This is a genomic window from Stenotrophomonas sp. NPDC077659 (assembly GCF_050268705.1).
Lineage (GTDB): Bacteria > Pseudomonadota > Gammaproteobacteria > Xanthomonadales > Xanthomonadaceae > Stenotrophomonas.
Window position 1 is genome coordinate 26,167 of sequence record NZ_JBNNHG010000023.1, and the last position, 12,159, is coordinate 38,325.

General features: G+C 66.6%; 10 protein-coding genes and 1 pseudogene. 2 read left to right on the forward strand and 9 right to left on the reverse strand.

The genetic code is table 11. From position 1 onward, the window contains the following. Nucleotides 1-113: 113 nt before the first annotated feature. The 5 genes from ACQKDV_RS05585 to ACQKDV_RS05605 all read right to left on the reverse strand — a co-directional run bounded on the left by ACQKDV_RS05585 (nucleotide 114) and on the right by ACQKDV_RS05605 (nucleotide 7,386). On the reverse strand, nucleotides 114-1,529 hold the full coding sequence (locus ACQKDV_RS05585) for a cryptochrome/photolyase family protein (RefSeq protein ID WP_427782799.1): 1,416 nt from the start codon (nucleotides 1,527-1,529) through the stop codon (nucleotides 114-116). Nucleotides 1,530-1,707: 178 nt separating this feature from the next. Continuing rightward, a complete protein-coding gene (locus ACQKDV_RS05590; protein ID WP_427782792.1) occupies nucleotides 1,708-2,334 on the reverse strand; it encodes an inorganic diphosphatase in 627 nt (208 codons plus the stop codon). 11 nt (nucleotides 2,335-2,345) lie between these two features. Next, a complete protein-coding gene (locus ACQKDV_RS05595; RefSeq protein WP_427782793.1) occupies nucleotides 2,346-3,710 on the reverse strand; it encodes a metallophosphoesterase in 1,365 nt (454 codons plus the stop codon). Then, the gene (locus ACQKDV_RS05600) at nucleotides 3,707-4,822 is read right to left on the reverse strand and encodes a phytase (protein ID WP_427782794.1); all 1,116 of its coding nucleotides are present in this window, start codon (nucleotides 4,820-4,822) and stop codon (nucleotides 3,707-3,709) included. The genes ACQKDV_RS05595 and ACQKDV_RS05600 overlap by 4 nt, the downstream gene beginning before the upstream one ends. Beyond that, the gene (locus ACQKDV_RS05605) at nucleotides 4,822-7,386 is read right to left on the reverse strand and encodes a TonB-dependent receptor (protein ID WP_427782795.1); all 2,565 of its coding nucleotides are present in this window, start codon (nucleotides 7,384-7,386) and stop codon (nucleotides 4,822-4,824) included. Before ACQKDV_RS05605 ends, ACQKDV_RS05600 begins: the two co-directional genes overlap by 1 nt. Nucleotides 7,387-7,546: 160 nt before the next feature. Between ACQKDV_RS05605 and upp the strand changes: the two genes are divergently transcribed. Then, complete coding sequence (gene upp / locus ACQKDV_RS05610) at nucleotides 7,547-8,179, forward strand: uracil phosphoribosyltransferase (RefSeq protein WP_079221521.1); 633 nt, start codon at nucleotides 7,547-7,549, stop codon at nucleotides 8,177-8,179. A gap of 122 nt (nucleotides 8,180-8,301) precedes the next feature. Continuing rightward, nucleotides 8,302-8,592 carry a PsiF family protein gene (locus ACQKDV_RS05615; RefSeq protein ID WP_427782796.1) on the forward strand — a complete coding sequence of 97 codons (291 nt, stop codon included), beginning with the start codon at nucleotides 8,302-8,304 and terminating at the stop codon, nucleotides 8,590-8,592. A 79-nt stretch (nucleotides 8,593-8,671) separates the two neighbouring features. Here the strand turns inward: ACQKDV_RS05615 and ACQKDV_RS05620 are convergent, their stop codons facing one another. From ACQKDV_RS05620 to ACQKDV_RS05635, 4 genes and pseudogenes are all read right to left on the reverse strand, one after another. Then, entirely contained in the window at nucleotides 8,672-9,562 is an 891-nt protein-coding gene (locus ACQKDV_RS05620) for an MBL fold metallo-hydrolase (RefSeq protein WP_427782797.1), read from the reverse strand. A gap of 124 nt (nucleotides 9,563-9,686) precedes the next feature. Then, the gene (gene ggt / locus ACQKDV_RS05625) at nucleotides 9,687-11,417 is read right to left on the reverse strand and encodes a gamma-glutamyltransferase (protein ID WP_427782798.1); all 1,731 of its coding nucleotides are present in this window, start codon (nucleotides 11,415-11,417) and stop codon (nucleotides 9,687-9,689) included. Then, a complete protein-coding gene (locus ACQKDV_RS05630) occupies nucleotides 11,414-11,695 on the reverse strand; it encodes a YfhL family 4Fe-4S dicluster ferredoxin (protein WP_324809628.1) in 282 nt (93 codons plus the stop codon). Before ACQKDV_RS05630 ends, ggt begins: the two co-directional genes overlap by 4 nt. Nucleotides 11,696-11,827: 132 nt before the next feature. Continuing rightward, nucleotides 11,828-12,159: pseudogene (locus tag ACQKDV_RS05635) on the reverse strand (hypothetical protein); the annotation flags it as partial.

Sequence of the window (12,159 nt, forward strand, 5' to 3'; positions counted from 1 at the left end):
TGCGGCGTGCGAACGACCCGGAGGATATACAGCCCGGCGCGATGCCGGGATGATGGATGTGAAGGCTGGACGCACTCCATTCAGCTTTCTGAGCCGGCCTTCATCGGCCCCCATTACTCGCTGCCAGTGCTTCGGTAGGCGGCCAGCGCGGCATCGCGGCCGGCCACCAGGTCCACCAGCGGCGTGCGCGGATAGCCCGGCACCTTGTCGGCCAACAGCAGCGGGTGCTGCCAGGGCGCGAAACGCGCCTTCACCGGCAGTGCCGCCAGTTCCGGTACCCAGCGCGTGATGTAGCGCGCCTGCGGATCGAATTTTTCGGCCTGGGTGACCGGATTGAACACGCGGAAATACGGCGCTGCGTCGGCGCCGGTACCTGCCACCCACTGCCACCCCATCGTGTTGTTGGCCAGATCGGCATCCACCAGCGTGTCCCAGAACCAGCGCGCACCCTGCAGCCAGTGCACGCGCAGATGCTTGCAGAGGTAGCTGGCGACGATCATCCGCACCCGGTTGTGCATGTAGCCGGTGTGCCACAGCTCGCGCAGGCCGGCATCGACGATCGGCACGCCGGTGTTGCCGCGCTGCCAATCGTGCAGCTGCGCAGCGCTGGGATTGGCCCACGGGAAGCGATCAAAGCGCGGATTGAGGTTCTCGTTCGGCGTTTTCGGGAAGTGGTGCAGCAGGTGGTAGGCGAAATCACGCCAGCCCAACTGCCGCAGGTAGCCATCGATGTCTGCGTCGGTGCCTGCACTGCGCAGGCCCTCCAGCGCATGGGCGATACGCCACGGCGCGATCTCGCCGAAGTGCAGGTGCGGCGACATCCGTGAGGTGCCTACGCGGTCCGGCAGATCGCGCTGCTCGCGGTATCCACGCAGTGCGCCGTCCTCGAATACCGACAGCGCCTCCAGCGCACCGGCTTCGCCCGGCTGCCAGTGCTCCCAGAAGCCGGCGTCCCAGTCCAGCGTAGGTGCCAGCCGTAGCTCATCCAGCGTGAGGCTGTGGACCTCATGCCCCGGCAGGTGCTTCGGTGCCGCCTGCAGCGCGGGCAGGCGCCAGTGGCTGAGCACGTTTCGCCAGTACGGGGTGAACACCTTGTAAGGCTGCCCCTGCTGGGTCTCGATGTCCCAAGGCTCGAACAACAGGTTGCCGTTGCAGCTCTGCGCGTCGATGCCCTGCTCGCGCAGGGTACGCTTGATGGTCGCGTCGCGCGGCTGGGTGGCCGGCTCGTACTTGCGGTTCCAGTACACCGCCTCCGCGCCGGTGTCCTCGATCAGTGCCTGCAACGTGGCCAGGCTGTCGCCGCTGCGCAGTACCAGCGCCGAACCGCGCCCGCGCAGGTCGGCATCGAGCGCCGCCAACGAGCGGTGGCGCCAGGCATCCGATGCCGCGCCGGGCACCCACTCGCCCTCTTCCTGCGGCGCATGGATGTAGACCGGCACCGCCTCATGGCCGGCATCGAGCGCGGCCTGCAGGGCCGGGTTGTCCTGCAGCCGCAGATCGCGGCGGAACCACACCAACGCTACCGACACGTGCATCGCCTTCGTTCTGGATGGCGCACATGATAGCCAGCGGCGGTGAAGGCATTGCACGCAGGGGCCATCTGCCTGGCGGCCCGGTGTATCCACGCATGGCGTGGATCTACCTCGCGCGCGGACGATGACGATGGCGGCAGCCGTGCAGGCGGCGACCGCCTGCAGGCCTGGTCATTCACCGGGAGGGCGCGGCCTTGAAGCGATCCATCGCCTCGCTGATCAGCGCGCGGGCTTCGGCGGCATTGCCCCAGCCATTGAGCTGCACCGGGTTGCGACCAGCCGGCAGGTCCTTGTAGACACGGAAGAACGCTTCGATGCGCTGCCGTTCGATCTCGGGCAGATCGGCCAGATCGCGGATGTTGGCGTAGGTCGGGTCAACCTTGTCGGTGGGCACGCCGATGACCTTTTCGTCGTGCTCGCCATTGTCGATCATCTTCAGATAACCGATCGGGCGGAAGCGCACGATCACGCCCGGATGCAGCGGCTCGCGGGTCAGCACCAACGCGTCCAGCGGATCGTTGTCACCGGCCAGCGTGCGCGGCATCGAGCCATAGTTGGCCGGATAGGCCACCGGCATCGACTGGAAACGATCCACGTGCACCAGGCCGTCTTCCTTTATCTCGTACTTGGTGAAGCTGCCGGCCGGGATCTCAACCGCCAGGTTCACTTCGGCCGGGGCCTGCTTCGGCTGCGCCGCCAGAAACGGATGCAGCACGCTGTCGGCAGCGGTCACGGCACCGGCCACCAGCAACAGAGCTGCGCCGAGGGCGGCAAGTGGGGCACTACGTCGAGGTGTGTTCATGCAATAGCTCCTCATTCCCAGCAGCGGTCAGCGCGGCCCTTGGCAGTCTGCGCACGTGGGCATGCACGCGGGGTGATGCGCCCCTCGGGCAGCTCGATCTTCTGCGTGCTGCCATCGGCAGCGCGGCGCAGTTCGAAGGCGTCGTACAGACGGCCGGTGACGGTGCGGGCTTCGTACCGCAGGTGCTGCGGATCGATGTCCAGCACCTGGAACAGCTGGGTGTCTTCGGCCACCGGGTCCATGGTCTGTTTCGCCTCGTCGGACAGCCGGTACTGCTTCGGGCCAGCCACGGTCACCACGTACTGCGGCGTCGCGGCCTGCCCTTCACCCCGGCGGCCGTAGGTGTGGTCATGGCCCTGCAGCACCAGGTCCACCTTGTGGCGGCGGATCACCGGCTGCAGCACGTTCTGCAGCGCGGCGTTCTGGCGGCCTTCGCGCGGCGAATAGAACGGCTGGTGCAGCAGCACGATCGTCCACGCACGCGGGTTGCCGCTCAGTACAGTGTCGAGCCATCGGCCCTGCGCCTGCGCGGTACCCAGATCGAGGGCCGACGTGCCATCGAGCACCACCACGCGCACGTCCTGCACGTCGAACCAGTAGGTGCTGCTGGCAGCCGCTGCCGCACCATTGCCCGGCAGCGCGAACGTCACCGGCCAGTGCTTCCCCAGCACGCGGCGCTCCTGAGGCGTGTCCTCGAACTCTTCGAAGTACTCGTGGTTGCCGATGGCCGGGGCCACCAGGGTTTCCTGCGCCAACCAGCCGGTCGCCGCGAACCATTCACCCCATTCGGTATCGTCCGCACCGTCGCCACCGCTGACCAGGTCGCCCGCAAACAGACTCACCCGCGCGTCGGGCGCGGTCTTCTGCGCGGCCCGCACCACGCGGCTGACATGGCTGAGGTTCTTGTTCTGGGTATCGCCGAAGTACAGCAGGGTGAGCGGCTGACCGGGAACACCGGCGGTACGCACCTGGTTCCAGGCACTCCAGCCTCCATTGCCCTGCACACGATAGACATACAGTGTGTCCGGCTGCAGCCCATCCACCTGGGCACGATGATGATGGGACAGGCCGTTCTCGCTCTGCAGGGACTGTGTCGTCGCACGCAACTGGCGCACGCCTTCGATGGCCGGCGAATCACCGGCCACGGCCACTTCCAGCAGCGGCGACTGCACGCTGCCATCGGTACGCCAGGCCACCGCGAATGCGTGTGCCGGATCGGCCGACGGCGAGGCCACGATGCGGTCCGGCAATGGCGTGGCCGCATAGTGACGGCTGCCCTGCGGAACCTGGGTGTTGGGTTCGGCGGCGGCGCCCGCCAACAACGGCGCGGCAAGCAGCAGGCCCATCGCAAGGGCATTCATGCAACGACGGCTCATGCGCCACACTCCAGCGGCAGCGACAGCTGCTTGGCGATGGCTTCCCAGTCGAAGGCCACCACGCCCTGGTCGTCATGCACGGCATACAGCGCGCCATGCGGGAAGCGCGGGCTGGGCTGCTGCGTCATCCAGATGCCATCGGTGTTGGCCACGGTATTGCCCTGGAAGGCTCCGACCGGCTTCAGCGTATGGCGGTCGAACAGGTGGAACACACTGCGCTGCTTGCCTTGTTCGGTGGTGATCCACCAGCCGTCCTTGCCGCAGGTGCGCAGCATCACGCCTTCGGCCTGCGCCTTGAAGACATCGCGGCCAAACGTGGTACCGGTGAAGCGGCCAGCCAGCGTGTAGACCTTGAACTCGCTGGCGTAGCTTTCATCTTCCTCGGCGATCAGCAGGCGATCATTGGCTGGGTCGCCCCAGATCGACTCGACCACGCGCAGCGCGCCAGCCTCGCTGGTATCACCGATGCTGGCAGCCAGGGTCGCTTCGACCTGGGCGCCATCGCGGGTGACGTGGTACTGGCGCACGCGCTTGTCCAGCTCCGCCAACGGCGGCAGGATGTCCTTGCCCTGTGCATCTTCGCCGTTGTCCCAGGAATCGGTGACATAGACGCTGTAGCCATCGGCGCGGCGGTCCACCCACAGGCCGTACGGCTTGCGCAGATCGTCGGTGCCGAACACCGCCAACGGGGTGAAATCGGGCAGCGAAAGCACCTGCACGCGATGGTTGTCGCGCTCGACGATCCACAGCAGGTCATCGGTCACCGAAATGCCATTGGGACGGTCGAACTGGCCCAGTGCAGTGCCGGCGGTACCGACATCCCGCAGGTGCTGGCCGGTGCTGCCGTCATACACCACCAGCGTGTCGGTGGCCTTGGCGGTGGCGATCAGCCAGGTCTTTCCATCCGGCGCCTTCCAGGCCGCCGGCGAATCGATGTTGTCCTCCGGCGTCATCGGGGTCAGGAACGCCTCGGCGATGGTTGCTACAGAACGTGGGGTCTCGGCCGGTGCCTTCGCAGCGACATCGGCGCCGGCCGGAGCGGCCGCAGGCGTGCAACCGGCAGCAAGGCAGGCGGCCATCGCGGCGGCGAGCAGGGTCATGCCACGCGCCATCACAGGGCCACCTTCAGGCCAATGGCGTAGGTGCGGCCGTATTCTTCCATCTGCAGGGTGCGCGAACGGCTGCCCTGGTACAGCTCCAGCGGCTTGTCCAGCAGGTTCTGCGCTTCGAAGTACATGCTGATGCGCGGGGTGAACTTGTAGTCCAGCGAGAAGTCCAGCTGGGTGTTGGGCGCCACATAGATATCGAACGCGCGGCCAGCGCCGACGGTATCCAGGTACTCGCTGCGGTAGACCGCCGCCAGACGCGTGCTCAGGCCGTATTTCTCATAGCCGATGTGCGCGCTGTACACGTGCTTGGACGCGCGCGGCAGCATGAAGTCTTCGCCCTCGCGGTCAGCGATGCCGGCATCGAACTCGGTGTCCAGCCAGGTGCCGCTGGCGCCAACCAGCAGGCCGTCCAGTGCACCGGGCAGGAACGCCAACTGCTGCTGCCAGTTGAACTCGGCGCCACGTACGGTGGCCTTGCGGCCATTGATCGGGCGGGTCACGTCGTAGCCGTTGTAGGCCGGATCGTTCTGGCTGACGGTCTCCACGATGTAGCCGTCGATGGACTTGTGGAACAGGCCCAGCGAGACGATGCCGGTGCTGCCGATGTACTTCTCCACCGACAGGTCGATGTTCTTCGACTCGTAGGGATCCAGCTGCGGATTGCCCAGGCGCAGTTCTTCGTCACCGGCGTTCAGCGCGCGTCGCGGCGAGATGTCACCGAAAGACGGGCGCGAGACCGTCTTGTTGGCCGAGGCGCGCAGCACCCAGTCGTCGGCCGCGTCATAGCGCAGGTGCAGGCCCGGCAGCACATTGGTGTAGCTGCGGTTGGCCTGCACCGGGCTGACCGTGTAACCGTCATCGTCGTCCAGTTCGACGCTGTTGCCGGTGGCCTTGAAGCGGGTGTTTTCCACACGCACGCCGCCGATGATGCGCAGTGCGCCGATGTCCCAGGTGCCCATCGCATAGCTGGCGAAGACGTCTTCGCTGGCGGTGTAGTCCTCTTCCAGCGAGGTCGCGGCATTGCCGGCCACGTCCTGCGGACGCGCGGTGTAGCGGCTGCCGTTCTGCGCCCAGTAAGCGCGCATGGCCGCCGAGCTCATGCCCTGCCCCATCACGCCATGGCGGTGTTCCGGGTCGGCAGCGGTCCAGCTGTCCAGGTCGATGGCCGGGCCGCGGCGCAGCTCACTCTCGTCCACGTTGACATCACGGTCGCGCCAGCGGCCCAGCAGGCCGAACTTGATGCTGCTGTTGTCGCCGTCGAAGCGTACGTTGACCTGCGCGCTGCGCTCTTTGTCGTTGACCTGCTTGGGCGAGATCACGAAGCGGTCGAAGGCGTAGTTCGCGTTGTCCGTCCAGTCGCTGCTGCTGAGCGTATAGGTCGGCAGGCGGCTGCGCTGGTCCAGGGTACCGGACATGTCGTCGGCATCCAGCTCGAAACGCGCTTCCATTTCGTCGTTGACGCGCTCTTCGGTGCGGGTGTAACCGATCCTGTAGTCCACCACCGCGTTGGTGAGCTTGTTCTCACCGCCGAGGCTGGCGGCAAAGGTGTTTTCCTTCTTGGTGCGGTAACGCATGCGCTTCTGGATGGCGTCGGCAGGCAGGCCGTCCAGGCGGTACTGGTCGGTGCCGGTGGCCACCATGTCGGCGTCGTCGAAGTTGTAGATCACGCGCTGGCGCGTCTCGGCATCGTCGAACTGGCTGTACAGCGTGCGCAGGTAGTACTTGCTGTCTTCGTCCGGGCGCCAGTCCATGTTGAGGTTGGCACCGATGCGCTTGCGCTCGATCTCGTACTTGCGGTTCTGCAGGTTGATCGCGGTGACGTCACCTGGCTTCACGTCAGCAGCTTCGATGTCACCGTCGAGGTTGTCGTACTCCACTTCGGTGTTGTCCGACTCGAACTTGCGGTTCTGGTAATTCACGCCAAGCGCGATGCCGAAGGTATCGGCGAACACTTCGCTGTAGTTGAACGCGGCCTTGGGGCTGGTCTCGCCGGACAGCTGCTGATGGCTGGCTTCGATCTTGCCACGCAGGCTGCGGCCGTCGCGGTCGAAGGCCGAAGCGGATTCGACCAGCACCGCACCGCCGATGGCATCACCGGGCATGTCCGGGGTGGGCGACTTGACCACGCGCAGGCGCTCGGTCGAATCGGAGGGGATGACGTCCAGCGGCGCGGCGCGGCTGGAATCTTCCGGAGTACCCACGGCAATGCCGTCCACACTGACGCTGTTGAGGTTGGCGTCCAGGCCGCGGATGACCACGAAGCGGCCTTCGCCCTGGTCGCGGGTGACGCTGATGCCGGGCAGGCGCTGCAGCGATTCGGCCACGTTCTTGTCCGGGTACTGGCCCAGCGCGTCAGAGGACACCGCATCTTCGATGGCGTCGCTGCTGCGCTTCAGGTCGACCGCACGGATCTGCGATTCAAGCTGGGCGCGCACTTCGATGCGGTCCAGGTCGACCGCATCGGCGGCAAGCGCGCCAGTGGCGGCCAAGGCCTGCTGCCCCGCGGCCTGCAGCGGTGCTGCCAGCGACAGGGTCACGGTGATGGCCATGGCCAGCGGAGTCTTCATGTGCACTGGGAATCCCCATTCCTGTTAAGAATGGGTCTGCACGGTATGTCCGCAAGGTTGCATGGCCGTGACACCTCACTGCATATCCGGCGAAACCGACGTGGGCATCGCAGCGCCGATCCGGCAAAATGGGGGCCTCTCTCCTTTCCCCTTCCCGACCATGAAGATCGTCGAAGTGCGCCACCCCCTGGTGCAGCACAAGATCGGCCTGATGCGCAACGCCGCGCTCAGCACCAAGGATTTCCGCGAACTGGCCAACGAGCTGGGCACGCTGCTGGCCTACGAGGCCACCGCCGACCTGGAGACCGAACCGCACACCCTGCCCGGCTGGGCCGGCCCGGTTACCGTGCAGCGCATCGCCGGTGCCAAGATCACCGTGGTGCCGATCCTGCGCGCCGGCCTGGGCATGCTCAGCGGCGTGCTGTCGCTGATTCCAGCCGCCCGCGTCAGCGTGGTCGGCCTGCAGCGCGATGAGGAAACCCTGCAGCCGGTGCCCTATTTCGAGCGCCTGACCGGCCGCCTGGAAGAGCGCGATGCGCTGATCCTGGACCCGATGCTGGCCACCGGCGGCACCCTGATCGCCACCATCGACATGCTCAAGCGAGCCGGTGCGCGACGCATCAAGGGCATCTTCCTGGTCGCCGCACCGGAAGGCATTGAAGCGGTCAAGGCCGCGCATCCGGACGTGGAGATCTACACGGCCGCCATCGATGCCCAGCTCAACGACAAGGGCTACATCCTGCCGGGCCTGGGTGATGCCGGCGACCGCATCTTCGGTACCCGCGTGGTGTGATCCCGCGGCTGGGGTCGGATCCCTTTCGCAGAAAGGGCTCCGACCCCAGGTCCATCTTCACGTCGTTTTGCGGTGGGCAGGCGAATGCTCCGCGCACCCGCACCGCTCTCCCTGGAGATGCCATGAAAGCCTCGTTCCTGCTGGCCGCTGCCCTGCTCGTCGGCCTTCCCTTGGCCGCCACTGCCGCCACCCCGCAACAGCAGCGCATGGCTGACTGCTCGGCCAAGAACAAAGGATTGAAGGGCGACGCCTACAAGACCGCGCAGAGCGCCTGCCTGAGCGGCCACGCCACCGGAACCAAGGCCGCCACCCCGCAAGAGCGCATGAAGCAATGCAATGCGGATGCGGCGACGAAGAAGCTCGCCGGTGACGCCCGCAAGAACTTCATGAGCAGCTGCCTGAAGGCCTCCTAGCACAGACAGGCGATGTAGAGCCGAGCCCACACTCGGCTCAGCCGATCAATTCCAAAGCAAGCCGAGCATAGGCTCGGCTCTACAGGCCCAGCGCGCGCGCCTTCAGTTCGCCCTGCTCGTGCAGGGTCACGAAACGCCCTTTCTCATCCCGCCCCAGCTGCGCCATCGCTACCTGCGGGTCATGGGTGAAGAACAGATGCACGTTGCGCGCCAGCTTGTCTTCCAGGAAACGGCGCTTCTCGTCAATCAACAGCTCGGCATTGCGGTCGTAGCCCATGGTGATCGGCACGTGCACCCACGACCGCCCCGGGATCAGGTCGGCGCAGAACACCACGCCACCGTGGGCATCGGCGCCGGCATGCGCGTGGCCGACGATCTCGGCCAGCATCAGCCCCGGCGTGTGGCCATCGCTGTAGCTGAAGCGCACGCTGTTGCCCAGCACCTTCGAGTATTCGCCCTCCACCACTTCCAGGCGACCACTGGCCTGCAGCAGGCCCGGCAGTTCCGGAATGAAACTGGCGCGGTCGCGTGGATGCGGCTGCAGCGCCCGCTGCCAGTGCTGCGCACCGACCACGAACGTCGCGTTGGGGAACAACAGCTCCGGCCCGCGCCCTTCACTCCAGGCCGCCAGCAGGCCCCCTGCATGATCGAAGTGCAGGTGACTGAGCACCACCACGTCGATGTCCTCATGTTCGAAACCGGCCTCACGCAGCGAATCGATCAGCACGTGCTGGCTTTCCTGCACGCCGTAGCGGTCACGCATGCGTGGGTCGAAGAACGCGCCGATGCCGGTCTCGAACAGCACGGTCTTGCCATCCAGCGGGCTGGCCAGCAGCGCGCGGCAGGCCAGCTCGATGCGGTTGCGCTCGTCCGGAGCCGCCCACTTTTCCCACACCGCGCGCGGCGCGTTGCCGAACATCGCGCCGCCGTCCAGCCGCTGCGAGTTCCCACGAATCGACCATAGTTTCATGCGGCAATTATCGAGGGGGCCCCGTTAAATAATCGCTAGGCACAAAATGCTGAACCCCGCCGGAAGGCGGGGTTCTGGGGTATCGGTGATTCACGGGGTTGCCGGCCAGCGGCCGGCACGACCTTCAATGCGCCGGCACGACCTGGGCGCTGCCCACCGGGTTGCGCGGATCGCTGCCACCGTACAGCTTGTTGGCCCTGCGGTCCCACTCCACCGTCTGCAGGTTGCCCCAGACGTGGCTGGAGCCGCGGCCGCCAGCAGCGGTGTCGCCCGGCAGGTCGATCTTGTGGCCCATCGCCTGCAGCTGCTTCACCGTGTCCGCATCGAAAGCATCGCTCTCGGCTTCGATCAGGTCCGGCAGCCACTGGTGGTGGTAGCGCGGCAACGCGGCCACCTGCTGCGCGTCCAGGCCGGCGTCATAGCCGAGGATGCCCAGCAGCACCATGGTGATGATGCGGCTGCCCCCCGGCGTGCCCAGCACCACCACCTTGTCGGCGTTCTCCATGAAGGTCGGCGTCATCGAACTGAGCATGCGCTTGCCCGGCTTCGGCGCGTTGGCGGCATAGCCCATCACACCGAAGGCGTTCGGGGTGCCCGGCTTCAGCGCGAAGTCGTCCATTTCGTTGTTCAGCAGCACGCCGGTGCCCTTGGGAATCAGCCCCGAGCCGTACAGCAGGTTGACGGTCTGGGTGGCGCCAACGCGGTTGCCGTCACGGTCGATGATCGAGAAATGAGTGGTCTCGTCATCCTCCAGCGGGGTCGGGTTGCCCGACAGCAGGTCGCTGGGGGTGGCCTTTTCCGGGTGGATCGTGGCCCGCAGGCCCTGCGCGTAATCCTTGCTGGTCAGCACCTTCTGCGGGATCTGCACGAAGTCCGGATCACCCAGGAAGAAGGTGCGGTCGCGGTAGGCGCGGCGCATCGCTTCCACTACCAGGTGGGTGCGGTGGGCCGCATCCATCTGCTTGATGTCCCAGCCTTCGAGGATCTGCAGCATGCTGGCCAGGGCGATGCCACCGGAGGACGGCGGCGGCGCGGTGGTGATCTTCCAGCCGTTGTAGTCGAACACGATCGGCTCGCGCAGCTTCACCTGGTAGCCGGCCAGCTCCTCGGCCGTCCACGTGCCACCGGCCTGCTTCACGCCTTCCAGCAGCAGCTTGCCGGTCTGGCCCTTGTAGAAGCCATCACGACCGCCCGCGGCCAGGCGCTCCAGGGTCTGTGCCAGCTCCGGCTGCTTGAACAGATCGCCGGTGGCGATCGGCTTGCCGTTGCGCAGGTACACCTCGCGCGTGCCGGGGAAACGTTCCATCACCTCGCGACGCGAGGCGTAGCCCTTGGCCATGCGGTCATAGACCGGGAAGCCTTCACGGGCGATGCGGATGGCCGGCTGCAGCGAGGCCGACAGCGGCAGCTTGCCGTGCCTGGCCGACAGTTCCACCAGCGCGGCTGGCAGACCGGGAATACCGGCCGACCACGGGCCGTTGACCGAACGGTCACGGTCCAGATTGCCCTGCTTGTCCAGGAACGCCTGCGGAGTCGCGGCCGCCGGGGCGGTCTCGCGCGCATCCAGCATGATGTCTTTGCCGGTGGCTGCATCGTGCAGCAGGAAGAAGCCGCCGCCGCCCAGGCCCGAGCTGATCGGCTCGACCACGGCCAGGGTGGAGGACACCGCCACCGCCGCGTCGAAGGCGTTGCCGCCCTGCGCCAGGATGTCGATGCCGGCCTGGGTGGCCAGCGCATGGCCGCTGGCGATGGCCGCGCCATCAGGGCGCTGGGCACGGGCGGTGGTTTCGGCCCAGGCCAGCGGGCTCAGCACCAGGCCGAGCAGCAGCAGGGGGCGGACGATCAGCGTCTTCATTCGGATGGGGGCTCCGCGTAGAGTTCGGGGTGATCGTGCTGCAGCTGCCGCAGTTTCGCCAGCAGCTGGACTTCCGTTTCCACGATCTCCGGGTCCGGGTCGATGCATTCGACCGGGCAGACGACCACGCACTGTGGCTCGTCGAAATGACCCACGCATTCGGTGCAGCGCGCAGGGTCGATCACGTAGATGGTTTCACCCATCGAAATGGCCTGATTGGGGCAGGCCGGCTCGCAGACGTCGCAGTTGACGCAGAGCTCGTTGATTTTCAGCGACATGGCGATACTCCTCGCCCGCGCCTTGGGACAAGGACCGGCCCGCGCGGGCGCGCGGGCCGGTCAGGTCATCGGCAGTGCCACCGCAGTGGCAGCGCCCGGGCCACGCCGGAGCATGGCCGCCATGGCTCGGTCTTACTTGGCTTCGACGAAAATGTACTCGGCGCCGGTCGGCTGCACCGCCGCCTGCACGCGGGCGTTGTCAGCGGACTGGCCGATGAAGACGACGCGCACGCCCTTCATCGAATCCGGCGAGACATCCTTGAACACCGCCTGGATCATGTCGGCCATCTTGCCCGAGGCCGACGAACCGAAGGCCAGCATGTTGCCCGGCTGCACGCCACGGGCCACGGCCTGGGTCGCGCTTTCGGTCTGGCGCTCGTACTTGGCCTGGAAGTCCGGGTCCGATTCCGGCGCCGCTTCAGCCTCGGCTTCCAGGCCCGCGCCGATGCCGAGCGCCACTGGGG

Bases quoted from the DNA above. Each gene is read 5' to 3' on its own strand.
- ACQKDV_RS05590 (WP_427782792.1), bottom strand. From the start codon at position 2,334: ATGAACACACCTCGACGTAGTGCCCCACTTGCCGCCCTCGGCGCAGCT.
- ACQKDV_RS05595 (WP_427782793.1), bottom strand. From the start codon at position 3,710: ATGAGCCGTCGTTGCATGAATGCCCTTGCGATGGGCCTGCTGCTTGCC.
- ACQKDV_RS05600 (WP_427782794.1), bottom strand. From the start codon at position 4,822: ATGGCGCGTGGCATGACCCTGCTCGCCGCCGCGATGGCCGCCTGCCTT.
- ACQKDV_RS05605 (WP_427782795.1), bottom strand. From the start codon at position 7,386: ATGAAGACTCCGCTGGCCATGGCCATCACCGTGACCCTGTCGCTGGCA.
- upp (WP_079221521.1), top strand. From the start codon at position 7,547: ATGAAGATCGTCGAAGTGCGCCACCCCCTGGTGCAGCACAAGATCGGC.
- ACQKDV_RS05615 (WP_427782796.1), top strand. From the start codon at position 8,302: ATGAAAGCCTCGTTCCTGCTGGCCGCTGCCCTGCTCGTCGGCCTTCCC.
- ACQKDV_RS05620 (WP_427782797.1), bottom strand. From the start codon at position 9,562: ATGAAACTATGGTCGATTCGTGGGAACTCGCAGCGGCTGGACGGCGGC.
- ggt (WP_427782798.1), bottom strand. From the start codon at position 11,417: ATGAAGACGCTGATCGTCCGCCCCCTGCTGCTGCTCGGCCTGGTGCTG.
- ACQKDV_RS05630 (WP_324809628.1), bottom strand. From the start codon at position 11,695: ATGTCGCTGAAAATCAACGAGCTCTGCGTCAACTGCGACGTCTGCGAG.